The sequence below is a fragment of the Bradyrhizobium iriomotense genome (assembly GCF_030160715.1).
In the GTDB taxonomy this organism is placed as follows: domain Bacteria; phylum Pseudomonadota; class Alphaproteobacteria; order Rhizobiales; family Xanthobacteraceae; genus Bradyrhizobium; species Bradyrhizobium iriomotense.
The window spans coordinates 33,934-57,535 of sequence record NZ_BSOW01000048.1 but is presented as its reverse complement, the minus strand read 5'-3'; the positions used below and the strand labels follow the sequence as shown (position 1 = coordinate 57,535).

Here is a 23,602-nt window from a genome sequence, read left to right as displayed (position 1 = left end):
GCAATCGGCCACGCACTCGATGCCTTCACATCCGAGGAATGCGCCAACTACCTCAAAAATTCAGGTTATCGAACTTAATGCCATCACGCTTTAGTGCCGGAAATGCCGCGTTCCCGTGAACACCATCGCGATGCCATGCTCATCGGCGGCCTTGATCACTTCGTCGTCGCGCATCGAGCCGCCGGGCTGCACCACCGCGGTGGCGCCTGCCTCGATGCAGGCGAGCATACCGTCGGCAAACGGGAAGAATGCATCGGATGCTACGACTGAACCCTTGGTGAGGGGCTCGGCGAGCTTCAGCTCATTCGCCGCATCCTGGGCCTTCCGCGCCGCGATCCGCGCCGAATCCACCCGGCTCATCTGGCCCGCGCCGATGCCGACGGTGGCGAGATCCTTGGCGTAGATGATGGTGTTGGACTTGACGTGCTTGGCCACCCGGAACGCGAATTTCAGGTCGCGCATTTCGGCGTCGGTCGGCGCACGCTTGGTCACCACCTTGAACGTCATGTCGTCAACCACGGCGTTGTCGCGGCTCTGCACGAGCAAACCGCCGGCAACGGTCTTGGCGGTGAGACCCGCCGAACGCGGGTCGGGCAGGCCGCCGGCGAGCAGCAGGCGCAGATTCTTGCGCGCGCCGATGATGGCGATCGCTTCCTCGCTGGCATCGGGCGCGATGATCACCTCGGTGAAGATTTTCGTGATCTCGCGCGCGGTGTCGGCATCGAGCGCACGGTTCATCGCGATGATGCCGCCAAAGGCGGAGGTCGAGTCGCAGGCGAGCGCCCTGCGATAGGCGGTGACGAGATCGGGACCTTCCGCGACGCCGCAGGGATTGGCGTGCTTGACGATGACGCAGGCCGCGGTGCGCTTGGCGTCGAACTCGCCGATGCACTCATAGGCCGCGTCGGTGTCGTTGATGTTGTTGTAGGAGAGCTCCTTGCCCTGCAATTGCCGCGCGGTCGAGACGCCCGGCCGCTTGTCGGGCGTCGCGTAGAACGCCGCGGTTTGGTGCGGGTTCTCGCCATAGCGCAGCGCCTGGATCAGTCTGCCGCCGAAAGCGCGGTAGTCGGGCGCTTCGATCTCGAGCTGCCGGTTGAACCAGTTGGAGATCGCGGCATCATAGGCGCCGGTGCGCGCATAGGCCTTTGCGGCGAGGCGCCGGCGCAGCTTCAACGTGGTCGCACCGTTGTTGGCGGCAAGCTCGTCGAGCACGGCCTGGTAGTCCTGCGCCTCGACGACAACGGCGACGTCGTCATGGTTCTTCGCGGCGGCGCGGATCATCGCGGGACCGCCGATGTCGATGTTCTCGATGCACTCCTCGAAACCGGCGCCTTTGTCGACGGTCGCCTCGAACGGATAGAGATTGACGACGAGCAGATCGATCGGCGCGATGCCGTGCGTCGTCATCGCCTCTGCATGTTCCTTGTTGTCGCGGATCGCGAGCAGGCCGCCATGCACCTTCGGATGCAGCGTCTTGACGCGGCCGTCCATCATCTCGGGAAAGCCGGTCAGCTCGGAGACGTCCTTCACCTCGAGGCCCGCTTGCGCGATCGCCTTGGCAGTGCCGCCGGTCGACACCAGCTCGACGCCATGGGCGGCCAGCGCCTTGGCGAACTCGATCAGGCCGGTCTTGTCGGAAACGGAGAGCAGGGCGCGGGTGACGCGACGGGGATGGTCAGTCATCGCTTGAGTCATGGGCATGATCCTCTGTGTCGGGAGTACCTATGCCCAGGCGCGCGGCAGATATGTCCCGCGCTTCCCGATGGTGCTCCATCCAAGGTCGCCAGTCGCGCGAGCGAGGGCTCGTTATCAGCTTTCGGTGCTCTTCACAACGGCTAGATAGGCGCGATCCCTGCGCGTTTACAGCGGAAGTTCCGGCTCGCGCCTTGCGTTGCGGCGGGCGTTGGTGACGGCCGGCGAAGCGGAGGAGCGGACGAAGCTCCAGCGGATCGAGGGGGCCTGACGCGCATCCTGCCGGATCACGATCTGCGCGGTGCGGCGCGGCCCGTCATTGCCGGCCAGGAACACGCTGTCCTCGAGATCGACCTTGTCGTCGAGCGCCTCGAAGGTCCAGACCTCGCGGTTCGGCAGCACCAGCATCACGCCGCGGGCATCCGACAGCCGGCTCGCCTTCACTGCCGGATGCAGGTGGAAGCGCAGCGCGAAATCGGCATTCGCGCCCTTGAGCCGGCCTCCTTGCGGCGGGGACAGCGTGTCCTCGCCGTCGAGACGCGTGCCGTCATTGGAGACCATCACCACACGCCGGTGGATCACGCCGAACTTGGCGAGGTAGCCGTCATGCGACGTCGTCAGCAGCGTGCCGTTCGCCACGACCTCACGAAAATTCTCGACCACGGCCGGCCCGCTGATCACGGGCGCGCCGTGCAGCAGCTTCTTCATGGCCGACAGCTGGACGAATTGGCACGACGATGTCTCGTGATAGGTCAGCGTCGAATGCGCCACGGTGCCGCGCGCGAACGGCCGCCAATTGTCGCGCCCCGTCGTCGGCATGCCGCAATTGGTCACGATGCGGCTCGTGCCCGAGGACAATTCGAACGACAGGCAGCCCGCATGAGCGTCGTGGCTGACATTGGCCGGTGGCGGCGCGCCGGTATCCATGATCAGCGTCAACTGCCCGGCGTCGAGACGCTGGAAGCCGGTATGCGGCATGGTCGCCATCGGCGCGCCATGGGTGTCGTCATAGGCCAGCAGCGTGGCGAGCAGATCGGACGACGTCGCGCTCATGCCGTTGAACAGCGCGAAATTGCCGTCGCCGTGCCGGAAGAAACGCAGCATCGGCATCATGCGGTCGATCGCGTTCAGCAGCGCCGGCGGCGGTGCGATGTTGCGCGCGGCAAAGGTCTGCCGCAGCGGCAGCAAATCGATCAGGAGCTCGATCAGCGCGCCAGGATTGCGGGAGATGTGTCCGCCGTCGGGGAGGATCTGGCGCTGCAATTCGTCGGACAGTTTTCGCGAGGCGCTGCGGATGTGGCGCGCCTGGTTGGCAAGACACAGCGAGGCGTAGCACAGCGCGATCAACACTTGCAGCCGCGGCACCCCGTCCGGGATGTCGACCATGGTGAAACGCAGATAACGAAGCTCGCGCGCCAGCGCCCGCAAGTAGCGGCGATAGAACTTGTTGTCGGTGTCGCCAAGCACCAGCGGCGCCTGAGACAGCAGCGAGATCACGCGCCGCGCCAGCACGTCGGCGCGGCGGGCCACCGCGCGGCGCTTGTTGGCGGGATTGGAAATCCAGTCCTCGACAAGCGCGCGGGCATTGGCCCGCGTCAGCGCGGTGTCGGCGGCGCGCAGATGACGCAGCCAGCCGAAGCCGAGCAGGGCGACCTCCCAGTCCTCCGACGGCGGCTCGAGATCGAAGATCGAGCGGCCGTGGCAATTGACGATCTTGCCGGCGAACACGAATCGCCCGGCATAGATCTCGGCCGCGCGGGTGGCGTCCGCGGTGCGCAGATCGTGCGGGGCGATGATCAGCCGGTCGGTGCGGCCCGGCCATAGCCGCGACAGCGCCACGGAACCGCCGCTCGCGCGCGCAAGCATGTTCCGCGCGAAGCGGTTCATGACCAGCGTCGAGATGCGTCTGCGTTGAGCGACCGACACGCCTTACCTTGAAGGGGGAGAGGATTCCTGACGAATCCTTTTAATCCCAAAATCCGCCGTCTGACACCACCTTGAAAGGCTGCGAATCAGCGTCCGGAAAGCAAAATCTAGTGCAAAATCAGGATTTAACGAGTCGGGCAGCGAAGAATCCGTCGAGCCCGCCGAGCCGTGGGTCGGCGTTTGGCAGGTGGCTCGGCAGGGTCCGCAGGTCGCCGTCGGCGGTAATGATCTCAGCTACCCCCGAGACCTCGGACGGCTGGATCGGGACGCGGCGGAAGCCCGGCTCGGCGGCCAGCAGCGCGGCGATCGCCTGCTCGCCTTCCTCCGCCTCCAGCGAGCAGGTGCAGTAGACCAGCATCCCGCCCGGCTTGAGCAGCGAGACGGATTTGCGCAGCAGGCGCTGCTGAAGCGCCGTGAGCGCCGCAATGTCGGACTCCTGGCGCAGCCAGGCCACATCGGGATGGCGGCGGATCGTGCCGGTCGAGGTGCAGGGCGCATCGATCAGGACGCCGTCGAAGCTTTGCAGAGGACCCGCCCATTCCACGGCGTCGGCGACGACGGTCTCGGCCTGCAAAGACAGCCGCGCCAGGTTCTCGCGCAGCCGCGCCACGCGCGCCGGCGAACGGTCTACCGCGACAACGTTCGCGCCGGCGTGCACCAGCTGGGCCGTCTTGCCGCCGGGCGCGGCGCAGAGATCGGCGATGGACTTGCCGGCGACGTCGCCGAACAGCCGGGCCGGCAATGCGGCCGCGGCGTCCTGAACCCACCATTGGCCCTCGCTGAAGCCGGGCAGCATGGTCACCGAGCCGTGCAGCTGCGTGCGCACGGTTCCGGTCGGCAGCACCTCGCCATGCAGGCGGCTCGCCCATTGCGCGGCATCCGACTTCACGGTCAGGTCGAGCGAGGGCTCATGGCCGAGCGCGAGCGCCATGTCGCGCGCGGCAGTCTCGCCATAATGCGCGCTCCAGCGCGCAAGCAGCCAGGGTGGCAGGTCGAGCGATTGCGTCGCGACTTCTTCCACCAGCGCCTTGCCCTCGCGCGCGCAGCGGCGCAGCACGGCATTGACGAGGCCGGCATAGCGCGCGGCGCGGCGGTCGGATTGCACGAGGCGTACCGAGAGATCGACGGCGGCGTGATCGGGAACATCCATCCAGAGAATTTGCGCAGCGCCGATCAGAAGCGCGCTTTGCGCGCGCGGCGCCTCGGCAGGGATGCCCTTGTCGAGCAGACGCGACAGCACGTGGCCGAGCGTGCCGAGCCGGCGCAAAACGGTCGCCACCATGCGCCGCATCAGCGCGCGGTCGCGATCGGCGAGCGTCTTCAGTCCGGGATGGGCGCCGCCACCATCGAGCTGGTCGTCCAGCGTGCGGTGCTTGTGCAGGACACCGTCGACGATGTCGGCGGCGATCCGCCGTGCTGCGAGACCTGGCACTTCGGTGGGTGGAGCAAAACGTTGAGAGGGCATGCGGAGGTAAGGTTCTGAGCGAGCGGCAGTTCCGCCGTGAGGGCGCATGCCTTAAGGAGCGCATCTGTGGCATGCGAATATGCCAAATGTAAGAATCGGCTCTGGTTTTTTCAGCCCCGCGTGACGATCTCTGCCTTATGCGCGGCGTTTTTTCCGATCGCGCACGGCGCGTGCCTGGGCTAGGAAGCCAGAGATGAACGACACTCCGTCCAGCCCGCCCGGGCGCAAGCCGCTGACGCCGGCCGCCCAGCGCGCGCTGGCGGAAGCCGAGGCACGCCGGCAGGCGGCCGAGGCCAATGCCAAGGCCGCGCCAAAAGAGTTGCAGGGTCCGAAGGGGCCCGAGCCCACGCGTTTCGGCGACTGGGAACGCAAGGGCATCGCCTCGGATTTCTGAGACCCGGGCCATCACTTGCCGGTTCAGCCGACTCAGGCCTAGCGTCGGCCGATGCTTCCTCGCGACCGAATCAATCCGTATCGGCCCTCGTTCAGCGGCGCGCCGTTTGGCCGCCGCTTCGCGGGCCTGCTGCCATGGATGTTCGTGCTCGTTGTCGTGACGGCGATCGTGCTCACCTACCGGCATGGCACGAACTGGCCCGTTCCGCATGCGGGCGATGACAGGGCGCAGGATGCCGAGATCGTGTTGCAGCACGCCGGCAAGGCCGACGCCCGCTACGGCGTGGACGTGGTCCGCACCATCGACGGCGACACCTTCGTCGCGCGCGTGCATCAACAGGATGGCCGTGATCTCGTCACGCGGGTCCGCCTGCGCGGCATCGATGCGCCTGAGCTGAAGGCGTCCTGCCGCGAGGAACTGGAGAAAGCCGAGGCTGCCACGGACGCGCTGCGCAATCTGCTGCGTGAGGGCGGCGTCGCCATCTACAATATCGGCCCGGACAAATATGAAGGCCGCGTCGTTGCCGACGTCGCGACGAAGCGCACGGTCAACGTCTCGGCGGCGCTGCTCGCGGGCGGTTATGCGCGAAGCTACAATGGCGGCCATCGCGAGGGCTGGTGCGCGCGCGGCTGGCGTTTCTGGCAATAAAAAAGCCGCGCAAAGAGCGCGGCTTTGTCATTTGCCTTGAAGCAGGTCGATCTCAGCGCGTCACGACCACCGTCGTGCCGACCGACACGCGGCTGTAGAGGTCGGTGATGTCGTCGTTCAGCATGCGGATGCAGCCATAGGAGACGAAGCCGCCGACCGAGCCCGGCACGTTGGTGCCGTGGATGGCGTATTCACCGCCGGCCAGCGTCATCGCCGCAACGCCCATCGGATTGCGCGGCGAGCCGCCCGGGATCACGTCCGGAAGTTGCGGCTTGTCGCGCTTCACTTCGGCCGGAGGCGACCAAGCCGGGTTGCGATACTTGCCGTCGATGCGGGTGGTGCCGGCCCACTGCTTGCCGGACTTGCCGACGCCGACCGGGTAACGCACGGCGTGGCCGTCATCGAGAATGAGATAGAGACGGCGCTCGTTGGTTTTGACCACGATGGTGCCTGGCGAATATTCGCCACCGTGCAGCCCCACCATTTCCGGCCGCGCCTCGGCCGCCGTCGACATCAAGATCCCAGCCCCGATGGTGGCGGCCAATGCCACCGCAATCCGCATCGACATGACTTGCTTCCTTATCCGTTGCCCCGAACGGGTCGTCCAAATCTACGCAAAACCCGGCAATCGCCCGCTCGCCCACACATTCTTAACCGCGCGCGTTAACCGGATGGTTTTCGCGGCATGTCCGGGGGGTCCGCCAGCAGGGGGAACAAAGGAAAAGTTCGAATTAAAGTAAATGACCGGAAAACAACACTTGCCGGGAAAGATACGGACGTGCGTGCCCGCACCCTGACAAGTGCGTGAGGGCGTGGGTAGCCTTGAAAGAAGATGCTTCGGATTGCGGCTCGGGTCTCGTGTCCCGGACGCGGCGCGGCACGCAAGTGACGCGACGCTGAGCCGGGATCCAATCTTAGCGCGCCGATCGATGAGCCCCGGCTCTGCAGCGCACCGCTGAAGAAGCGCTGCGCTGCGTCCGGGGCACGAGAGCTTGCTTAGGCCGAGGTCTGCTTCTTGTTCTGGCGGTTCTTGACGAGGTCGTCGACCACGGCGGGATCGGCCAGCGTCGAGGTATCCCCTAAGCTACCCGGCTCGTCCTCGGCGATCTTGCGCAGGATGCGACGCATGATCTTGCCAGAGCGCGTCTTGGGCAGGCCGGGCGCGAACTGGATCTGGTCGGGCGAGGCGATCGGACCGATCTCCTTGCGTACCCAGGTCACGAGTTCTTTGCGCAGGTCTTCGGTCGGCTCGACGCCGGCCATCAGGGTGACATAGGCGTAGATGCCCTGGCCCTTGATGTCGTGGGGGAAGCCAACCACGGCCGCCTCCGAGACCTTCTCATGCGCGACCAGCGCACTCTCGACTTCCGCCGTGCCCATGCGGTGGCCGGAGACGTTGATGACGTCGTCGACGCGACCGGTGATCCAGTAATAGCCGTCGGCGTCGCGCCGGCAGCCGTCGCCCGTAAAATACTTGCCCTTGTAGGTCGAGAAATAGGTCTGCTCGAAGCGGGCGTGATCGCCATAGACCGTGCGCATCATGCCCGGCCACGAACGGGTGAGGCAGAGATTGCCGGTGGTTTCGCCGTCCAGCACCTGGCCGTCGGCGTCGACGATCTCCGGCGCCACGCCGAAGAAGGGCAGCGTCGCCGAGCCAGGCTTCAGCTTGGTCGCGCCCGGCAGCGGCGTGATCAGGATGCCGCCGGTCTCGGTCTGCCACCAGGTGTCGACGATTGGGCAGCGGTCCTCGCCGACGACGCGGTGATACCACTCCCAGGCTTCCGGATTGATGGGCTCGCCGACCGAGCCGAGCAGGCGCAGTGAGGCGCGCGAGGTCTTCTTGACCGGCTCGTCGCCGCCCTGCATCAGCGCGCGGATCGCGGTCGGCGCGGTATAGAAGATGTTGACCTTGTGCTTGTCGATGACGTTCCAGAACCTGGAATTATCGGGGTAGTTCGGCACGCCTTCGAACATCAGCGTGGTCGCGCCGTTGGCGAGCGGCCCGTACAGAATGTAGCTGTGGCCGGTGACCCAGCCGACGTCGGCGGTGCACCAGTAGATGTCGCCGTCGTGATAGTCGAACACGTATTGATGCGTCATCGCGGCGTAGACGAGATAGCCGCCCGAGGTGTGCAGCACGCCCTTTGGTGTGCCGGTCGAGCCCGAGGTGTAGAGGATGAACAGCGGATCCTCGGCGTGCATATGCTCGGCCGGGCACTCCGTCGTCACCATCTTGGCCGCGTCGTGGTACCAGAGGTCGCGCGACGGGCTCATGTCGACCTTGCCGCCGGTGCGCTTGACGACGATGACCCAATCGACGCCCTCGGTCTTGGCGAGCGCCGCATCGACATTGGCCTTCAACGGCACCTTCTTGCCGCCGCGCAGGCCCTCATCGGCGGTGATGATCACCTTGGATTGGCAGTCGTTGATGCGCTGGGCGAGGCTGTCGGGCGAGAAGCCGGCGAACACCACCGAATGGATCGCGCCGATCCGCGCGCAGGCCAGCATCGCGTAGGCGGCCTCGGGGATCATCGGCAGGTAGATGGTGACGCGGTCGCCTTTCTTGACGTTGCGGGTGCGCAGGATGTTGGCCATCCGGCAGACCTCGTCATGCAGCTCCTTGTAGGTGATGTGCCGGGACTGCGAGGGATCGTCGCCCTCCCAGATGATCGCGGTCTGGTTGGCGCGCTTGGCGAGGTGCCGGTCGATGCAGTTCCAGGCGACGTTGAGGACGCCGTCCTCGAACCATTTGATGGAGATGTTGCCGGGGGCGAAGGAGACGTTGTCGATCTTGGTCGGCGCCTTCATCCAGTCGACGCGCTTGGCCTGCTCGGCCCAGAAGCCGTGCGGGTCCGAGATCGAGCGGGCGTACATGTCCTTGTACTTGGCCTGGTCGACCCAGGCGCGCTTCGCCCACTCCGCCGGCACGTCGTAGATCTTCTCGGACATGTTTTCCTCCACCATGCGGCAAGCTCAGGCAATGCCGACATCATCATTCGACTGATTATGCGTCGGGCTAACCGGACCCGACAAGGAGGACAAGCTGGACCTTCGGCGGGCACACAACCATGAGCAAGATCAAGCCGGGCAGCACGCCTGTCGCAAATCTGAAACAGTCACCGACCTGACCTCCCGGCTCTTTGCCGAAACCTCCGGAAGCTGCCTGCGCAGGGCGCCCATGCGCGGTTTGGAGGTATTTAGAAACCTTCCGTCACTGATTCGGGACTCGCAATGCCGTTCGGAACCTCCTAAATGGCCTGACCGGGGTCCAACGAGACCCAATGGAACAAAAATCAAAATAACAGCATTGTTCGATAACAGGCGGAGCTAAGGCGTAAGACTATGATGGATCAGCAGAATTTCGGGACGATGCGGCCCGCTTCAGCCGATCCCGCCGCTATTGCGCTGGCCAAAGCGCTCGGACAATGGCCGAAACCAACCGGTTTCAAGCGCCCCAGCCCGAAGAAGACCTATGACACGGCCTCCGCGACCTCGGTCGAGGCGCTGGCCCGGGAGCTCGGCTTGCGGCTCGGCGACCAGAACGAGCTGACCATCCGCCGCATCAGGCGCGGCAAGGGCTACTCCTTCGTCCGTCCCAACGGTGCCCATATCCGCGACGCCCGCACCATCCGCCGCCTGCACGCCATGGCGGTGCCGCCGGCCTATCGCGAGGTGCGTTACTCGGCCGACCCGAGCTCGCATCTCCAGGCGGTGGGGCGCGATGCCGCAGGGCGGCTGCAATATCGCTATCACGCCGACTGGGAAAAGGTCCGCGAGCAGCGCAAGGCGCATCGCCTGGAGAAGCTCGTCGGCGCGCTGCCGAAGATCCGGCGCAAGGTCTCGATGTTCCTGTCGGGTGACGAGCCGACGCGCGAATTCGCGCTCTCGGCGGTGATCGAGCTGATCGCCCGCACCGCGATCCGTCCCGGCAATGAATCCTACGCCCGCCTCAACGGCACCCGCGGCGCCACCACGCTGCTGAAGTCCAACGTCACGCTGGAAGACGACTGCTTTGTACTGACCTTCAAGGCCAAGGGCGGCAAGGCAGTGCGGAAGGAATGCGACGCGGCCAAGCTCGTCCGCGCCATCGGCATCTTAGGCAGCGTGCCGGGCAAGCGCATGTTCCAGTATCGCGATGCCTACGGCATCGTCCGCGCGGTCAACACCACGCAGGTCAACGCGTTCCTGCGCGAGATCGCCGGCATCAAGATTTCGCTGAAGGACTTTCGCACCCTGATGGCTTCGGCCGTCGTGGTGGAATCGCTGTCGCGGATCACGCCGGCGACCAGCCAGCGCGGCCGCAAGCGCCAGGTGCTGGACGCGATCCGTGCCGCTGCCGACAAGCTTTCCAACACGCCGGCGATCTGCCGCAGGAGCTACGTCCACGACACCATCGTCACCGCATTCGAGGACGGCATCCTCGAGCGTTTCGCCGCAACGATGAAGGGCCAGCGCTCGCAGGCGAGGCGCGAGCAGCTTCTGGCGCAGGTGGTGGCGACCGCGGCGGTCTAGAGCATGATCCGGAAAAGTGTGAAACGGCTTTCCCTCGCGACAAACGCGGGAGGCGTTTGCGCGGAGATCATGCTCAAGCAACAACCTAAAGCGCGATGATGATTCATTCCAATCTCATCGCGCTTTAGCGCGGACACCGCAGTCGACGTTACATTCGGTTCGCAGGCTTCATGACATCGGGTCCGGGATCGCGGCCCCCGGCAACGAGGCTCAAGCGGTCCAGATAATGGGCCCAGCCGTTGTTATGGGCTTCGCATTGTTCTGCGGTCGGCAGGCCGCTGTGCGTCATGCGCAACAGCGTGCCGCCGTCGCGTTCGATCAGGTCAATTTCGATCAGGCTCGAGCCGGGCGGCACTTCCTGGCCGCCCTCCCAACCGAACGTGTAGGCGAGCCGATGCACCGGCACGACTTCGCGAAACGCCCCGCGGGCGACGCCGCCGCGCTGGCCGATGCCCTTGAGGAGATAAAGCCCGCCGGGATGCGGCTCCATCGCCGCCTCCGTGCCCATCCAGTTCACGATCTTGTCGGGGTCGGCGAGGTAGGCGAAGACAGTGGCACGCGGGGCCGGGATATGGGTCTCGCGGCGGACTATGAAAGGCTCAGTCATCGGCGTCGGTTCCCAGGTTGAGTTAGGCACATGGCGCCGCGCCCGCGCCTCTTCAAGGCCCGCCATCGATGATAGGTCGTGACAAAAATGGCGCGCAGACCGCATGATCGCGCCCATGCAGTTGTCCTCCACGCTCGCCTGGCTCGTCGATGCCGCCGCTGAGACTGCGGGGGCCGACCGGTTGCTCGCGGATCTCGGCGCGCATCTGGTTGCGGACGGATTGCCGCTCGTGGCGGGCAGCCTGACACTCGATGTCCCGCATCCATTGATCGCACAGCGAACCTGGCTGTGGCGCGCCGAGAGCGGCGAGGTCGTCGAAGCCCTCGGTTTTGCGCCGGGCGCAGCCGCTCTGAAGCCGAGCAACGATGCCGGCCGGCGCTGGCTGAGTGGACTGGCGGCCGGCATCGTCCACGAAGACGCGACCGGGCCACGGCAGGACGGGCCATTGCTCGGCTGGATCGGGCCGCGCCCGTTCACGCCCCGCGAGATCGACGATCTCCAGCAAGCCGCGCGCTTCGCGGCTGCGCCGCTCGCCGTGCTCGCCGCGCGGGCCACGCTGGCGGCGGCGCTCGAAGCCTATCTCGGCCGGCGCAGCGCCGAGCGCGTGCTGGCGGCGCCGCTGCGCCGCGACCTCGGCGAAACCATCCAGGCGGCACTGCTGTATGCCGACCTGCGCGACTTCACGGCGTTGTCCGAAAGCAATCCGCCCGCCGTGGTCATCTCGGCGCTCGACGCCTGGTTCGATCGCATCGCGGGCGCGGTGCACGCTTTTGGCGGCGAGGTGCTGAAGTTCATCGGCGACGGCGTGCTGGCGATCTTCCCCGTGGTTGATGATTCGCCGCGTCGTGCCTGCGCCGCCGCCTTGCGCGCGGCGGCCGCGGCGCGTGCCGGCATGATGCATCTGGATGACGAACGGCGCGCCCGCGGATTGCCGTCGCTATCGTTCGGCGCCGCGCTTCACCTCGGCGAGATGCTGTGGGGCAATATCGGCGCTGCCAATCGGCTGGATTTCACCGCAATCGGTTCGGCCGTCAACCTGGTGAGCCGGCTCGAGGGATTGTGCAAGCCGCTCGGCAAGACGGTTCTGGTCTCCGGCGCGCTCGCTGCCGAGACCGACACACCATTGCTTCCGCTCGGGATGCATCCGCTGCGCGGTATCGCCGCGCCATGCGCCGTGTTCGCGCTGCCGGAAACTTGATGAGGTTGATGAAGTAGCCCGCATGAGCGAAGCGATATGCGGGGCAGCAGCACCCCGGATGTCGCTTCGCTCATCCGGGCTACGGCAGCAACTACAGCCCGCCCATCTTGCAGACCAGCTTCCACTCCTCCGCCGTCACCGGCTGCACGGAGAGGCGCGAGTATTTCACCAGGGCCATGTCGGCGAGCTTCTTGTCGGCCTTGACCGCGGCCATCGTCACCGGCGTCTTCAGCGGCTTGTCGGCCTTGATGTCGACGCAGACGAACTTGCCGGTCTTGTCGGTCGGATCGGGATAGGCTTCCTTGATAACTTCAGCGATGCCGACGATCTCCTTGCCCTCGTTGGAATGATAGAAGAACGCCTTGTCGCCCTTCTTCATGTTCACGAGGTTTTGCCGCGCGGTGAAGTTGCGCACGCCGGTCCAGGCCTCGCCCTTGGCGCCCTTGGCGACCTGCTGATCCCAGGACCAGACGGACGGTTCGGATTTCACCAGCCAGTACGCCATGTTCATTCCTCTGCCTTGAAGGGGCGCGTCAAAAGTCCGGATATTGCGGCGTCGATCGTGCTCTTGCCGCTCAGGATCGCTGCCACCGCTTCTGATACCGGCATCTCGATGTTTTGCGAAGACGCGAGTTCGATCAGCACGGGTGCGGTGGACTCGCCTTCGGCGAGCTTGCCGGCCGGTGGTGCCTCGCCGCGCCCGAGTGCGAGCCCGAGCGCAAAATTGCGCGATTGCGGGCTCGAACAGGTCAGGATCAAATCGCCAAGGCCGGAGAGGCCCGCAAGCGTTTCGCTGCGCGCGCCGAGCGCACGGCCGAAGCGGGCAAGCTCGGCAAAGCCGCGCGTGGTCAATGCCGCTTGCGCGGACGCGCCGAGTTTGCGTCCGACCGCGATGCCGACCGCGATCGCCAGCACGTTCTTGGCCGCGCCGCCGATCTCGACGCCGCGCACATCGGTCGAGTGATAGGGGCGGAAAGTCGGCGAGCCCAGCGCCTGCACCAGCGCGCTTGCGATCTGCTCGTCTTTGGCGGCCAGCGTCACCGCCGTCGGCAAGCTGCGCGCGACGTCGTCGGCAAAGCTCGGTCCCGACAGGATCGCCGGCAGCGAATGCGGCGCAGCTTCGGCGATCACGTCGGTCATGAACTTGTGGGTGCCGTGCTCGATGCCCTTGGCGCAGGCAATCACCGGCACGGGCTTCGTGAGATGCAACCCCAGCGCGTTGACCGCACCGCGCAGGTGCTGCGCCGGTGTTGCGATCAGCAGCACGTCGGCGCGCGCTGCCAAAGCAAGCTCGCTCGTCACCACGATATCGTGCGAAAGCGGCACGCCGGGCAGCCGCGGATTTTCGCGCGATGCGGCAATCCGGCCGGCGTGCTCGGTGTTGCGGGCGCACAGCGTCACTGTTCGTCCTGCCCGCGCAGCGACCGTCGCTAGCGCCGTGCCCCAGGCGCCCGCGCCGATCACCGCGACGGACTGGAAGGATGTCATCGCTAGAATCCCGCGCGGGTGTTGGAATAACCAGCCGGCGCCGTGGCATTGGCATCGAGCAGCCAGCGTGCGCGGGGCTGGGCATCCATCGTGTCGGTGAGGCCGAGCGCGAGACGCTCGGCGCCGGCCCAGGCGATCATCGCGCCGTTGTCGGTGCAGAGTGCGGGCGGCGGCATGATCAGCCGTGTCCCGGCCGCATCCGCAACGTGCTGCAACGCGCTGCGGATCGCCTGATTGGCAGCAACGCCGCCGGCCGCGACGAGCGCTTGCGGCACGCCGAACTGCTCGCGGAACAGCTTTAAGCCCATGCTCAGGCGATCCGCGGTCGAATCCAGCACCGCGGCCTGAAAACTCGCGCAGAGATCGCTGATGTCCTGTTGCTCGAGCGGAACGAGCCGGCTGGCCTCGTTGCGCACCGCCGTCTTCAATCCCGACAGCGAGAAATTGGCATCGGGCCGCCCCTGCATCGGCCGCGGAAAAGCGAATCGCGCCGCATCGCCGTCGGCCGCGGCGCGCTCGACCTGCGGTCCGCCGGGATAAGGCAGCCCGAGCATCTTCGCGACCTTGTCGAAGGCCTCGCCGATCGCATCATCGACGGTGGTGCCGAGCCGAATATATTGCCCGACGCCGACCACCGCGACGATCTGGGTGTGGCCGCCCGAGGCCAGGAACAGGCAATAGGGGAATTCGAGGTGATCGGTCAGCCGCGGCGTCAGCGCATGCGCCTCGAGATGGTTGACCGCGACGAGCGGCGTGTCGTGCACCATCGCGATCGCCTTTGCCGTGGTGAGCCCGACGATCACGCCGCCGATCAGTCCCGGTCCGGCTGCTGCGGCGACACCCGACAATTCGGCGAAGCCGATGTCGGCCTCTTTCATGGCGCGGTCGATGATACCGTCGAGCAGGTCGACATGGGCGCGCGCGGCGATCTCCGGCACCACGCCGCCGAAGCGGGCGTGTTCCTCGACCTGCGAGCGCACGATGTTGGAGAGAATCCTGCCGTCGCCGTCGGGCGCGCGCGCGATGACAGCTGCGGCGGTTTCGTCGCAGGTGGTTTCGATGCCCAACACCAGCATTGGCGAATTGTTACCCAATTTGCGCCCTTGCGCTCTTCCGCAAAGCAGAGTTCTGGTACGTCCGGTAGCATTCCGGGGTCGCCAAAGGCAATCGCGCCTTTATAGCGCCCCGAAAACTCGGTCACGGTGCGCCGGAGAATAGAGATCATGGCCATTCTTGTCACACGGCCGCATCCCGACAACGAGGCCACCGCAGCAGGCTTGCGTGCCCTGGGCTATGTGGTGCTGCTGGCGCCGGCGCTCAAGTTCGAGGCGATGGCGTTTCGCGACGAAAGCGAAGCGAACTACAGCGGGATCATCGTCACGTCGGCGAATGCCATTCGCGCCATCGCGCCGCAATTGCCGGAGCTTCACCTGTCGAAGCTGCCTTTGTTTGCGGTCGGCGAGCATACCGCCACGGCCGCGCGCGAGGCCGGCTTTGTCAATGTCATCGTCGCCGGCGGCGATGCGGCGGCGTTAAGGGACAAGGTGCTGCAAAGTGCGCGCGACAAGGTCGTGAAGAAAAAGAGCACGCTGCTTTATCTCGCGGGCGCGGATCTGTCGCGCGATCTCGGGGGCGAGCTCGGCGCCGAAGGATTCAACGTGGTCACGCAAACCAATTATCGCATGGTGCCGGTCAAGCATCTGCCGCGCGAGGTCTGCGAAGGTTTTGCCGCCGATAGCATCCGGGCGGTGCTGCATTATTCGCGGCGCAGCGCGCGCGCCTTCCTGGATGCGGCGCGCGAGGAGGGCGTCGAAATCTCCGCGTTATCGATTCCGCAATGCTGCCTGTCCGAGAGTATCGCCGGCGTGCTTCGCGAGGCCGGCGCGACGCAGGTTGCGGTCGCGGCGGCGCCGGACGAAAATGCCTTATTTGAGACCTTGGCGCGTGCTTTGCGCACCCGTTTGGCGTAAGAGAACGGGCCGAATCCTGCGATCAAGGGGTCCGGTCCGAGTACATTACTTGTTAAGTGTGAGGGAAACGTCACGATGGCCGAAGACAAGCCTGAAGACGCAGGATTGGCCCCCGAGTCCGGCCGTGCCAAGCGCACCCCGCCCACCATTGATCTCGAGGCGACCGAGGTGTCCACCCAGCCGCAGCAGGCGGCCGATGAGGTGAAGCCGGAGCCGGCCGACGCCGATGCGGTCAAAGCCGAATCGGTCGCGGCCGAGCCAGCCAAGCCGGAAGGCGAGCCGGATCGCGCCGAGGCTCAGGCCGCGGTACCTCCGACCTCCAAGCCCGTGTCCCCCTGGGTCATTGCGCCGCTGTCGGGTGCGGTCGCAGCGGCGCTCGTGATCGCGGTCGGCTGGATGCTGGGCTGGCCCCAGGTGCAAGCGCCGGCGACGCCGCAGGTCACGACTGCGACGGTCGATGCATTGAGCGGCCGCCTCGCCACTGTCGAGACCAAGGTCAACAAGCCTGTGGATCCGGCCGCAGCGGCGCGCCTTGACGCGCTGGACAAATCCGTCACAGCCTTGCGCAGCGACATCGCGAGCCTGCGCACCCAATCGGACAAGCTCGGCAGTGCGCTCAACGACGTGAAGTCGGCGCCGCGCGACGCAGCCGCCGCGCCCGATCTGTCAGGCGTCAACGATCGCATCGCGCAGCTCGAGCGCACCATCAAGGCCGAGCGTGCCGAGCTCGCACAGCAGGGCGAGAAAATCGCCGATGCAAAGTCCAGCGACGACAAGGCGCTGCGTCGCGTCGTTGCGGCGGCGCTGCTCGACGTCGCCGTCCGTCATAACGATCCCTATGCCGCACAGCTTGCGTCGGCAAAATCCTTTGCGCCCAATTCGGATGCGTTGAATCCGCTCGAGACGTTCGCATCCGCGGGCATTCCGAGCCCGGTCGCGCTGAGCCGCGAGCTCCTCAACATCGTGCCAAAACTCTCGCCACCGGCGGAGGCGCCAACCAGCGGCGGCGGCATCGTCGAGCGTCTTCAGGCGGGCGCGTCGAAGCTCGTCCGCATCGAGCGCACCGACGGCGTCGGCAATGATCGCGGCGCGATCGTCGCGCGGGTGACCGCGGCGGCGCTGCGCAACGATTTCGACACGGCGCGGCGCGAACTGAAGACGCTGCCGGAAGCCGATCGCGAAGCCGCAAAGGCCTGGCTCGACAAGACCGACGCGCGCGAGGCCGCGCTCGCTGCGTCCCGCAAATTCGCCGACGATGCCATGGCGGATCTCGCCAAACCCGCGCAATAGACCCGCGCCGAAGGGATCACCATGCTTCGCGTCGTATCGTTCCTCATCCTCATCGCACTTGCCGCGGCCGGTGCGGCCTGGGTCGCCGATCAGACCGGCGATGTCATCCTGACTTGGGGCAATCTGCGCGCCAAGACGACCGTGCCGGTATTCGTGTTCGGGCTCGGCCTCCTAGCGGTGATCGCCATATTCGCCTGGAGCATTTTGAGCGCGATCTGGCGGACGCCCGCGCAGATGCGTCGCCGCCGCCACGAGAAGCGCCACGCGCGCGGCCGTCACGCCATCACCCATGGCCTGCTGGCGATCGGCCACGGCGACACTGCGCTCGCGCGCCGCCACGCGGATGCGGCGCGGCGGCATGCGCCGGACGATCCGCTGGCGCTGCTGCTGCATGCGCAGTCGGCGCAGCTCGACGGCAATCGCGACGAGGCGCAGCGTGCTTTCCGCGCCATGGCCGAGCGTCCCGACACGCGGCTTCTCGGCCTTCGCGGCCTCTTCATCGAGGCGCAGCGCGCCGACGACGCGGTTTCTGCGGTAATGATCGCCGAGGAGGCGATCAAGCTGTCGCCGTCCTCGACCTGGGCATCGCAGGCGGTGCTCGGTTTCCGCTGCGCGCGCAGCGACTGGAGCGGCGCGCTCGCGATCCTCGATTCAAATCTCTCGGCAGGCCTGATCGACAAGAAGGCCTGGCGCCGGCAGCGCGGCGTGCTGCTCACCGCGCGCGCGCTCGAGCTCGAGACCATGGACCGCGACGTCGCGCGCGAGAGCGTGATGGAAGCGGTGAAGCTCGCGCCGACGCTGGTGCCGGCCGCAAGCCTCGCCGCGAAATTCGAGAGCGAGGCGCATCAGGTGCGGCGCGCCATGAAGCTCGTGGAAGCCGCCTGGCTCGCGCATCCGCATCCCGATCTCGCCGACGCCTATGCGCATGTGAAGCTCGGCGATTCCGCGCGGCAGCGCTTGCAGCGCATGGAGACGCTGGCGGCCAAGACGCCCGGCCATGTCGAGGGCCAGCTCGCGCTCGCGCGCGCCGCGATCGACGCCAGCGAATTCGCCCGCGCCCGCGAGGCGCTGGCGCCGCTGATCAACGATCCGACGCAGCGGGTTGCGCTCCTGATGGCGGAGATCGAGCGCGCCGAGCATGGCGACAGCGGCCGCGCGCGGGCCTGGACCTTGCGTGCGGTGCGCGCCCGCCACGACCCGGCCTGGACGGCCGACGGCTATGTCAGCAACCGCTGGCGTCCGGTTTCGCCGGTCACCGGCCGGCTCGACGCCTTCCAATGGCAGACGCCGGTGGCGAGCCTGCCCTCGGACAAGGGCACGACGATCGAGGCCTCTCCGTTCGAGGAGGCCATGCTGGCGGCACCGCCGCCGAAGCGGATCACCGTGAGCAGCGAGCCGCTGGAACCGGTCCAGCCCGCGCCTGCGCCCGCCGCGCAGGACAATCTGCCGCCCGCGCCCAGGGTTTCGGAGGTCAAATCTCCGGAGGCCAAACCTTTGGAAACCAAACCTTTGGAAACGAAGCCTTCGGAGGTCAAGGCGACGGAATCCAGCAGCGAAGCGAAGACGGTCGACGTGAAGGCGTCCGAAGCGCCCGAGCCGGCTACGGCGGCCACTGAGCTCGCCAAATCGACCCCGGAGCCTGCCGAATCAGCCCCCATTGCGGCCACGCCCGTGTTCCGCGCCCGAGCCGATCTCGGCAAGCCCGCGTCTTCGCCGATTCCTGCCGTCATCCCGATCATCCGCGCGCCGGATGACCCGGGAATCGATGACGAGGGGCCGAGCGATGAATTTACCGAACAAATCGGCACGCCAAAGGCCCAGGCCGGCGGCTGGCGGGGTTTCTGGTCCCGCTGGGGCCGCTGATCGGCAAGTTCGGCCCCGGCTTGTCCTTGCCAATTCGGGCCATGCCCGATATCAGGGGCGCGCGTATTTGGGGCCGCTATGCCGGCCCCTTATTGGTCCGCCGCAATAGCTCAGTTGGTAGAGCACGTCATTCGTAATGACGGGGTCGGGGGTTCGAGTCCCTCTTGCGGCACCATCGCCTGGAATGGTCATCCCCCTTCGAGACGTCGTTGCCGCGAGCCGCCGCTGCTTGCGTGATGCAGATCACATAACCAAGCAGCTGCTCCTCCTAGTCTTCCGGTCAGGCTCAAACGGGAGACACGCACATGCGCAAGATCATTCTGGTTGCTGCCATGGTTCTGGCCTCCGCGTCCGCGCAGGCCGCCGGTTCGCGCAGCTTGACGCTCGCTTCCGCCGATGATCCGGCCGCGCAGCAGAGCACGACCACCACCGCGCCGCAGGCCGCCAAGCCCAGCGAAGCTCCGAAATATGTCGACCGGCCCGCAGCCGTGTCCACGACCCCGGCGACGACGGCTACCACAAGCTCAACGCCTGCGACGACGCAGACGCTTGTAGCCACGACCAAGACCACGGCGAAGACCGACAAGCCGAAGCGCAAGCCTTACTGGACCGAAGGCCGTATCATCAGCGAGCTGCATCGTCACGGCATCTATTGGTAATCCAAAAATGATGATGGCCGGGAAGCCCGGCCATCATGAACTGTCGAAGCGTATTGGCTTGTCGCGTTACTGCGAAACCGTCTGCACCACGCTCGAGATCGGACGCGCGCTCGAGGTCGGCACCTTCAAATCCTTGAGCAGCGCCTCGTCATATTCCGGCAGCGTCTGGAACGTCGTCTTCGCCTTCATCTGCACGACCTTGTAACCGCCGGCCTTCAGGCGCGCGAGCAACGTCGGCAAGGCCTCCGCGGTGTGCTTCTGGAAGTCGTGCATCAGGATGATGCCCTTGCCGAGCTTGTCGAGCTTGGTCATCACGTTGCTGACGATCTTGTCCGGCGTGCTTTCTTTCCGGAAGTCGAAGGAATCGAGATCGGTCGAGAACATCGCGACGTTGCGCGTGCCGAAATAGCTCACGATCGCCGGATTGTGCTGAAGCTGCGGGAAGCGGAAGAACGGCGCGGGGTTGGTGCCGAGCGCGAACTTCACCGCGCTAAAGCCCTTTTCCACTTCGTCCTTGGCCTGTTGCTCCGTCATCTTCTTGCCGTTCAGGTTGACGTGCGACCAGGTGTGGGTGCCGACCGTGTGGCCCTGGGCCAGCACCTGGCGCAGGATTTCCGGGTGATAGGTCGCGTGCTTGCCGACCGCGAAGAACAGGCCCTTGGTGCATTCGTCGGCGAGCGCCTTCAGCACGGCGGGCGTGTTGTTCGGCCACGGACCGTCGTCGAAGGTCAGCACGACCTCCTTGTCGGTGAGGAAGTCGAACTGCTTGAAGTGCTCGAAGCCGAAGCCCGGTCCGCCGGTGGTGTCGATCTCGACCACGCGGGCGACCCCAAGCGCGTTCGGATTGGCGCAGGTCGATTTCTGCTGAACCGGCATCGCCGGCATTGGGGCAGGCGCAGGCGGCGCCGCAGCCGCAACCTGCCTGCCGGACAATGCCGCCGTGGTCTCGACGTCGTCCCTGGCGGCAAGCTTCGCCGAGGCCGGGAGGGACTCCGGCGCGCGGGCAGCCATTGTCTGGGGGGCGGCCTGTTCGGCGCGCGAGGAATAAAAGAACCAACCTCCGGCGATCACGACCGCCGCAATCACACTGGCCGCTATCAGGCCCAACGCATTACGCATCGCTACTCTTTCCAAATACGCAACCAAACGAGCGGTTTTCCCCGCGCCGAGCCATTAATGCGAAGGAACAGTTAACGTGACACCAACACGACGGCGGTTGCGGAGGAATTTCAGCAGGGTGCGCCAAAGTGACCGGTCTCACAGTCAGCGGGTCGGTCGTGACCATCATCACAGTGGAAACGGTTTTGCCGGAGCATCGTAGTTCCCGTTAACAACGCACCCCGCCCGACGGCGGCGCCAATGGAGCCTCAAATGACCACCTCGTCCAAGATCCGCGACGCCAGCCTGGCGCTGGGTTTTGCCGCTTTCGTTTCGATCCTGTCTGCGACGACAAGCTTTGCCTACACCGCCGAGGCGCAGCAGATGTGCTCCGGCGATGCCTTCCGCCTGTGCTCGTCGGAAATCCCCAACATCCCGAAGATCACCGCCTGCATGTACAAGCATCGTGCCGACCTCAGCCCTGGCTGCCGCGCCGTGATGGACAAGGATCTCGCCAAGGGCGCGACCCACAAAGTCGCCGACGCCCAGGAAGGTGCGCATTAAGACAAGCGCTACCTGCGTGGTGACGATGCCATCACCGCGCGCTTGAGCTCCCTCGCGAAGTGCCCCGGTGCGAGAACCGGGGCCACTCGTCTCTCGCCGGCACGGCTCATCAACAAAGCCGTTGCAGCGCGGGAACCGTCGCTTTAGCTTCGCCCGCCTATCGTTTCGGGTATGAGGCATTTACGCGATGAGCAGATTTCTTTTCATTCTTTCATTGGTCCTGATCGCATCAAGTGCGTCGGCGCAGCAGCAGCCGGGACACGATGCCTGCGCCCGCGACGTCTCGCGCTTCTGCCGTCCCGTGATGAACAATGGCGATTCGGCCGTGCTCGCCTGCCTCAAGCAGAATCGCACTCGCCTCAGCAAGGCCTGCGACAAGGTGCTGACCGAGCACGGGCAGTGAGGATCTAGCGTCGTAGCCCGGATGAGCGAAGCGACATCCGGGAGGGTCCCGCATATCGCTGCGGGCTACCAAAAGCTACGTACTGCTCCCCGCCGCGGTGGCGACGACCGGTAGCACCTCGCCGCTGCTGCGGTCCGGCGTCTCTTCCTTCCAGCGCACCGAGCCGAACGGGCGCTCGAGCATGCGGCGGATCCGCACCGGCTCGGGGCCGATGTGGAAATCGATCGCCTGCTGATGCAGCGCGCGCTCGGACTGGGTCGAGCGGTTGCGCTGACGCAAATAATCGAGCCAGGTCGGGCAGTGATAGCGCTCGGTCCACAATTCCGGATCGGCGATGTCGCGCGCGATCGACCAGCCATAGGCGCCGTTGCGCTGCCGGGAGAGCTGCACGTCCTGCATCACGTTGTGGAAGGCGCGTGCGTTCTCCTGCGCCACGCGATATTCGATCTCGACCACCAGCGGACCGCTGCGCCCGGTCAGCGACAGCCTCACCTCGGGATCGGCCAGCACCTCGGCGTCCTCGTTGCGCGCGCCGACGCGCGGCATTGCCAGCCGCAGGCCGAGCAGCGGCGAGAGCAGCATCAGGCCGGCCGCCACCAGCAGCGCAATCTCCACGCCGGCGTAATCGGTGAGATGGCCCCAGCCCCAGGCGCCGATCGCGATGCCGCCGGAGATCGAAGCCTGGAATGCGGCGAGCGAGCGGCCCGCGACCCAGCGCGGCGCCGACAGCTGTACGCCGATATTGAACAGCGCCACCGCCGCCATCCATACCGCACCCGCCAGCACCAGCGCCGCGGCCGTCAGCACCGGCTCGCTGCTGAGCGCAATCGCCGCCATCGCAAACGCCATCGAGATCGTGCAGGCGCGGATCGCCGATTCGCCGCTCATGCGCTTGCGCAGTTCGTGGATGTTGAGCGCGCCGACCACGGCGCCCATGCCGAAGGCGCCCAGCATGATGCCGTAGGTCTGCGCGCCGCCATGCAGGAGGTCGCGCGCGACCAATGGCATCAGCGCCATGATGGCGCCGCCGATCAGGCCCATCACCAGCGTGCGCGTCAGCACGATCTTGATCGGCGGCGAATTGGTGATGTAGCGCACGCCGGAGACCATGGCCCGGTTGAGCTTTTCCCGTGGCAGGCGCGACGGTTCGGTGGAGCGCCGCCAGAGCAGCAGCACGACCAGCAGCGGCAGATAGAGGATCGCGTTGCAGGCAAAGGCCGCCACCGCACCGGCCGCGGCGACGATGACGCCGCCGATCGCGGGCCCAAAGCTGCGAGCGATGTTGTAGCTGATGCCGTTCAGCGCCACCGCTGATGGCAGCTGCTCCGGCGGCACCTGCTCGCTGACCGAGGATTGCCAGGCCGGGCCGAACAGCGCGTTGCCGCTGCCGACGATGAAGCAGAAAGCGAGCAGCGTTTCGGGCGTGATGAGCTTGAGCCCGGCCAGGATCGTGAGCGCGGACGCGCCGATCAGCGCGATCGAGAGCGAGATCAGGGTGACGATACGGCGGTCATACATGTCGGCGATGGCGCCGGCCGGCATCGAGATCAGCATGATCGGCAGCATCAGCGCGGTCTGCACCAGCGCGACCTTGTCGGCGGACGCCGCCATCTGCGTCATCGCCCAGGCCGCGCCCACGCCCTGGATCAGGAGCCCGAGATTGGAGAGCAGGCTGGCAAGCCAGATGCGCCGGAATACGGTATACCGCAGAGGCGCGGTGATGCCGTCATTGGCAAATTTCTGGCGTTTCGACTGCTCGGTCATATCCCCTTCCAAATGGCTTGCGAGAAATGGTTCGACGATTCCTGCTGGCCAAGTGATGCCT

21 protein-coding genes, 1 tRNA gene and 1 riboswitch are annotated in these 23,602 nt (G+C 66.1%); of the genes, 11 read left to right on the top strand and 11 right to left on the bottom strand.

Annotation, left to right across the window (positions count from 1 at the left end; translation table 11 throughout):
* Nucleotides 1-90 precede the first annotated feature (90 nt).
* The 3 genes from purH to QQL28_RS41135 all read right to left on the bottom strand — a co-directional run bounded on the left by purH (nt 91) and on the right by QQL28_RS41135 (nt 5,083).
* Nucleotides 91-1,683 carry a bifunctional phosphoribosylaminoimidazolecarboxamide formyltransferase/IMP cyclohydrolase gene (purH, locus tag QQL28_RS41145; RefSeq protein WP_284274896.1) on the bottom strand — a complete coding sequence of 531 codons (1,593 nt, stop codon included), beginning with the start codon at nt 1,681-1,683 and terminating at the stop codon, nt 91-93.
* Nucleotides 1,684-1,719: 36 nt separating this feature from the next.
* Nucleotides 1,720-1,801, bottom strand: a riboswitch (ZMP/ZTP riboswitch).
* 59 nt (nt 1,802-1,860) lie between these two features.
* Nucleotides 1,861-3,579, bottom strand: a complete 1,719-nt coding sequence (locus tag QQL28_RS41140; RefSeq protein WP_284274894.1) for a heparinase II/III family protein — start codon at nt 3,577-3,579, stop codon at nt 1,861-1,863.
* A gap of 157 nt (nt 3,580-3,736) precedes the next feature.
* A complete protein-coding gene (locus QQL28_RS41135; protein ID WP_284274891.1) occupies nt 3,737-5,083 on the bottom strand; it encodes an RsmB/NOP family class I SAM-dependent RNA methyltransferase in 1,347 nt (448 codons plus the stop codon).
* A 193-nt stretch (nt 5,084-5,276) separates the two neighbouring features.
* On the opposite strand from QQL28_RS41135, the gene QQL28_RS41130 reads away from it, so the two are divergent.
* Nucleotides 5,277-5,477, top strand: a complete 201-nt coding sequence (locus tag QQL28_RS41130; protein ID WP_284274889.1) for a DUF1674 domain-containing protein — start codon at nt 5,277-5,279, stop codon at nt 5,475-5,477.
* A gap of 51 nt (nt 5,478-5,528) precedes the next feature.
* On the top strand, nt 5,529-6,125 hold the full coding sequence (locus QQL28_RS41125; protein WP_284274887.1) for a thermonuclease family protein: 597 nt from the start codon (nt 5,529-5,531) through the stop codon (nt 6,123-6,125).
* 52 nt (nt 6,126-6,177) lie between these two features.
* Here QQL28_RS41125 and QQL28_RS41120 read toward each other — a convergent pair whose 3' ends face one another.
* Together QQL28_RS41120 and acs are read right to left on the bottom strand one after the other, a co-directional pair.
* Nucleotides 6,178-6,693: a L,D-transpeptidase gene (locus QQL28_RS41120; protein ID WP_284274883.1), complete on the bottom strand. Its 516-nt coding sequence runs from the start codon at nt 6,691-6,693 to the stop codon at nt 6,178-6,180.
* A 428-nt stretch (nt 6,694-7,121) separates the two neighbouring features.
* Nucleotides 7,122-9,074: an acetate--CoA ligase gene (gene acs, locus QQL28_RS41115; RefSeq protein ID WP_284274882.1), complete on the bottom strand. Its 1,953-nt coding sequence runs from the start codon at nt 9,072-9,074 to the stop codon at nt 7,122-7,124.
* Nucleotides 9,075-9,467: 393 nt separating this feature from the next.
* Here acs and QQL28_RS41110 point away from each other — a divergent pair, with 393 nt between their 5' ends.
* Entirely contained in the window at nt 9,468-10,637 is a 1,170-nt protein-coding gene (locus tag QQL28_RS41110; protein ID WP_284274880.1) for a DNA topoisomerase IB, read from the top strand.
* Between the two features lie 148 nt (nt 10,638-10,785).
* Here QQL28_RS41110 and QQL28_RS41105 read toward each other — a convergent pair whose 3' ends face one another.
* Nucleotides 10,786-11,244 carry an SRPBCC family protein gene (locus QQL28_RS41105; RefSeq protein WP_284274892.1) on the bottom strand — a complete coding sequence of 153 codons (459 nt, stop codon included), beginning with the start codon at nt 11,242-11,244 and terminating at the stop codon, nt 10,786-10,788.
* Nucleotides 11,245-11,359: 115 nt separating this feature from the next.
* On the opposite strand from QQL28_RS41105, the gene QQL28_RS41100 reads away from it, so the two are divergent.
* Entirely contained in the window at nt 11,360-12,442 is a 1,083-nt protein-coding gene (locus tag QQL28_RS41100) for an adenylate/guanylate cyclase domain-containing protein (protein WP_284274877.1), read from the top strand.
* A 91-nt stretch (nt 12,443-12,533) separates the two neighbouring features.
* Here the strand turns inward: QQL28_RS41100 and QQL28_RS41095 are convergent, their stop codons facing one another.
* From QQL28_RS41095 to tsaD, 3 genes are read right to left on the bottom strand one after another with little or no spacing between them, the layout of a single operon-like run.
* Nucleotides 12,534-12,947, bottom strand: a complete 414-nt coding sequence (locus QQL28_RS41095; protein ID WP_284274872.1) for an EVE domain-containing protein — start codon at nt 12,945-12,947, stop codon at nt 12,534-12,536.
* Between the two features lie 2 nt (nt 12,948-12,949).
* Nucleotides 12,950-13,930 carry an NAD(P)H-dependent glycerol-3-phosphate dehydrogenase gene (locus tag QQL28_RS41090; protein ID WP_284274870.1) on the bottom strand — a complete coding sequence of 327 codons (981 nt, stop codon included), beginning with the start codon at nt 13,928-13,930 and terminating at the stop codon, nt 12,950-12,952.
* 2 nt (nt 13,931-13,932) lie between these two features.
* Nucleotides 13,933-15,006, bottom strand: coding sequence for a tRNA (adenosine(37)-N6)-threonylcarbamoyltransferase complex transferase subunit TsaD (gene tsaD, locus QQL28_RS41085; RefSeq protein ID WP_284274868.1), 1,074 nt, complete (start codon nt 15,004-15,006; stop codon nt 13,933-13,935).
* A gap of 147 nt (nt 15,007-15,153) precedes the next feature.
* Here tsaD and QQL28_RS41080 point away from each other — a divergent pair, with 147 nt between their 5' ends.
* The 5 genes from QQL28_RS41080 (at nt 15,154) to QQL28_RS41060 (ending at nt 19,712) form a co-directional block, all read left to right on the top strand.
* A complete protein-coding gene (locus tag QQL28_RS41080) occupies nt 15,154-15,900 on the top strand; it encodes a uroporphyrinogen-III synthase (protein ID WP_284274866.1) in 747 nt (248 codons plus the stop codon).
* Between the two features lie 75 nt (nt 15,901-15,975).
* Nucleotides 15,976-17,190 carry a COG4223 family protein gene (locus QQL28_RS41075; RefSeq protein WP_284274864.1) on the top strand — a complete coding sequence of 405 codons (1,215 nt, stop codon included), beginning with the start codon at nt 15,976-15,978 and terminating at the stop codon, nt 17,188-17,190.
* Between the two features lie 21 nt (nt 17,191-17,211).
* Complete coding sequence (locus tag QQL28_RS41070) at nt 17,212-19,053, top strand: heme biosynthesis protein HemY (protein ID WP_284274862.1); 1,842 nt, start codon at nt 17,212-17,214, stop codon at nt 19,051-19,053.
* A gap of 99 nt (nt 19,054-19,152) precedes the next feature.
* Nucleotides 19,153-19,228, top strand: a tRNA-Thr gene (locus tag QQL28_RS41065).
* A gap of 130 nt (nt 19,229-19,358) precedes the next feature.
* On the top strand, nt 19,359-19,712 hold the full coding sequence (locus QQL28_RS41060) for a hypothetical protein (RefSeq protein WP_284274860.1): 354 nt from the start codon (nt 19,359-19,361) through the stop codon (nt 19,710-19,712).
* Between the two features lie 66 nt (nt 19,713-19,778).
* Here the strand turns inward: QQL28_RS41060 and QQL28_RS41055 are convergent, their stop codons facing one another.
* Nucleotides 19,779-20,831 (bottom strand): polysaccharide deacetylase family protein, encoded by a 1,053-nt coding sequence (locus tag QQL28_RS41055; protein ID WP_284274858.1) that lies wholly within the window; start codon nt 20,829-20,831, stop codon nt 19,779-19,781.
* A 252-nt stretch (nt 20,832-21,083) separates the two neighbouring features.
* On the opposite strand from QQL28_RS41055, the gene QQL28_RS41050 reads away from it, so the two are divergent.
* Both QQL28_RS41050 and QQL28_RS41045 read left to right on the top strand, forming a co-directional pair.
* A complete protein-coding gene (locus tag QQL28_RS41050) occupies nt 21,084-21,374 on the top strand; it encodes a hypothetical protein (protein WP_284274856.1) in 291 nt (96 codons plus the stop codon).
* A 187-nt stretch (nt 21,375-21,561) separates the two neighbouring features.
* Complete coding sequence (locus QQL28_RS41045; RefSeq protein ID WP_284274852.1) at nt 21,562-21,777, top strand: hypothetical protein; 216 nt, start codon at nt 21,562-21,564, stop codon at nt 21,775-21,777.
* 75 nt (nt 21,778-21,852) lie between these two features.
* On the opposite strand, the gene QQL28_RS41040 is transcribed toward QQL28_RS41045, so the two are convergent.
* Nucleotides 21,853-23,541, bottom strand: a complete 1,689-nt coding sequence (locus QQL28_RS41040; RefSeq protein ID WP_284274846.1) for an MFS transporter — start codon at nt 23,539-23,541, stop codon at nt 21,853-21,855.
* Nucleotides 23,542-23,602: the final 61 nt, after the last annotated feature.

Bases quoted from the DNA above. Each gene is read 5' to 3' on its own strand.
- QQL28_RS41100 (WP_284274877.1), top strand. From the start codon at position 11,360: ATGCAGTTGTCCTCCACGCTCGCCTGGCTCGTCGATGCCGCCGCTGAG.
- QQL28_RS41040 (WP_284274846.1), bottom strand. From the start codon at position 23,541: ATGACCGAGCAGTCGAAACGCCAGAAATTTGCCAATGACGGCATCACC.
- QQL28_RS41140 (WP_284274894.1), bottom strand. From the start codon at position 3,579: ATGAACCGCTTCGCGCGGAACATGCTTGCGCGCGCGAGCGGCGGTTCC.
- QQL28_RS41120 (WP_284274883.1), bottom strand. From the start codon at position 6,693: ATGTCGATGCGGATTGCGGTGGCATTGGCCGCCACCATCGGGGCTGGG.
- QQL28_RS41075 (WP_284274864.1), top strand. From the start codon at position 15,976: ATGGCCGAAGACAAGCCTGAAGACGCAGGATTGGCCCCCGAGTCCGGC.
- QQL28_RS41090 (WP_284274870.1), bottom strand. From the start codon at position 13,930: ATGACATCCTTCCAGTCCGTCGCGGTGATCGGCGCGGGCGCCTGGGGC.
- QQL28_RS41130 (WP_284274889.1), top strand. From the start codon at position 5,277: ATGAACGACACTCCGTCCAGCCCGCCCGGGCGCAAGCCGCTGACGCCG.
- QQL28_RS41050 (WP_284274856.1), top strand. From the start codon at position 21,084: ATGACCACCTCGTCCAAGATCCGCGACGCCAGCCTGGCGCTGGGTTTT.
- QQL28_RS41125 (WP_284274887.1), top strand. From the start codon at position 5,529: ATGCTTCCTCGCGACCGAATCAATCCGTATCGGCCCTCGTTCAGCGGC.
- QQL28_RS41060 (WP_284274860.1), top strand. From the start codon at position 19,359: ATGCGCAAGATCATTCTGGTTGCTGCCATGGTTCTGGCCTCCGCGTCC.
- acs (WP_284274882.1), bottom strand. From the start codon at position 9,074: ATGTCCGAGAAGATCTACGACGTGCCGGCGGAGTGGGCGAAGCGCGCC.
- QQL28_RS41105 (WP_284274892.1), bottom strand. From the start codon at position 11,244: ATGACTGAGCCTTTCATAGTCCGCCGCGAGACCCATATCCCGGCCCCG.
- QQL28_RS41045 (WP_284274852.1), top strand. From the start codon at position 21,562: ATGAGCAGATTTCTTTTCATTCTTTCATTGGTCCTGATCGCATCAAGT.
- QQL28_RS41080 (WP_284274866.1), top strand. From the start codon at position 15,154: ATGGCCATTCTTGTCACACGGCCGCATCCCGACAACGAGGCCACCGCA.
- QQL28_RS41070 (WP_284274862.1), top strand. From the start codon at position 17,212: ATGCTTCGCGTCGTATCGTTCCTCATCCTCATCGCACTTGCCGCGGCC.
- purH (WP_284274896.1), bottom strand. From the start codon at position 1,683: ATGACTGACCATCCCCGTCGCGTCACCCGCGCCCTGCTCTCCGTTTCC.
- QQL28_RS41135 (WP_284274891.1), bottom strand. From the start codon at position 5,083: ATGCCCTCTCAACGTTTTGCTCCACCCACCGAAGTGCCAGGTCTCGCA.
- tsaD (WP_284274868.1), bottom strand. From the start codon at position 15,006: ATGCTGGTGTTGGGCATCGAAACCACCTGCGACGAAACCGCCGCAGCT.
- QQL28_RS41095 (WP_284274872.1), bottom strand. From the start codon at position 12,947: ATGGCGTACTGGCTGGTGAAATCCGAACCGTCCGTCTGGTCCTGGGAT.
- QQL28_RS41055 (WP_284274858.1), bottom strand. From the start codon at position 20,831: ATGCGTAATGCGTTGGGCCTGATAGCGGCCAGTGTGATTGCGGCGGTC.
- QQL28_RS41110 (WP_284274880.1), top strand. From the start codon at position 9,468: ATGATGGATCAGCAGAATTTCGGGACGATGCGGCCCGCTTCAGCCGAT.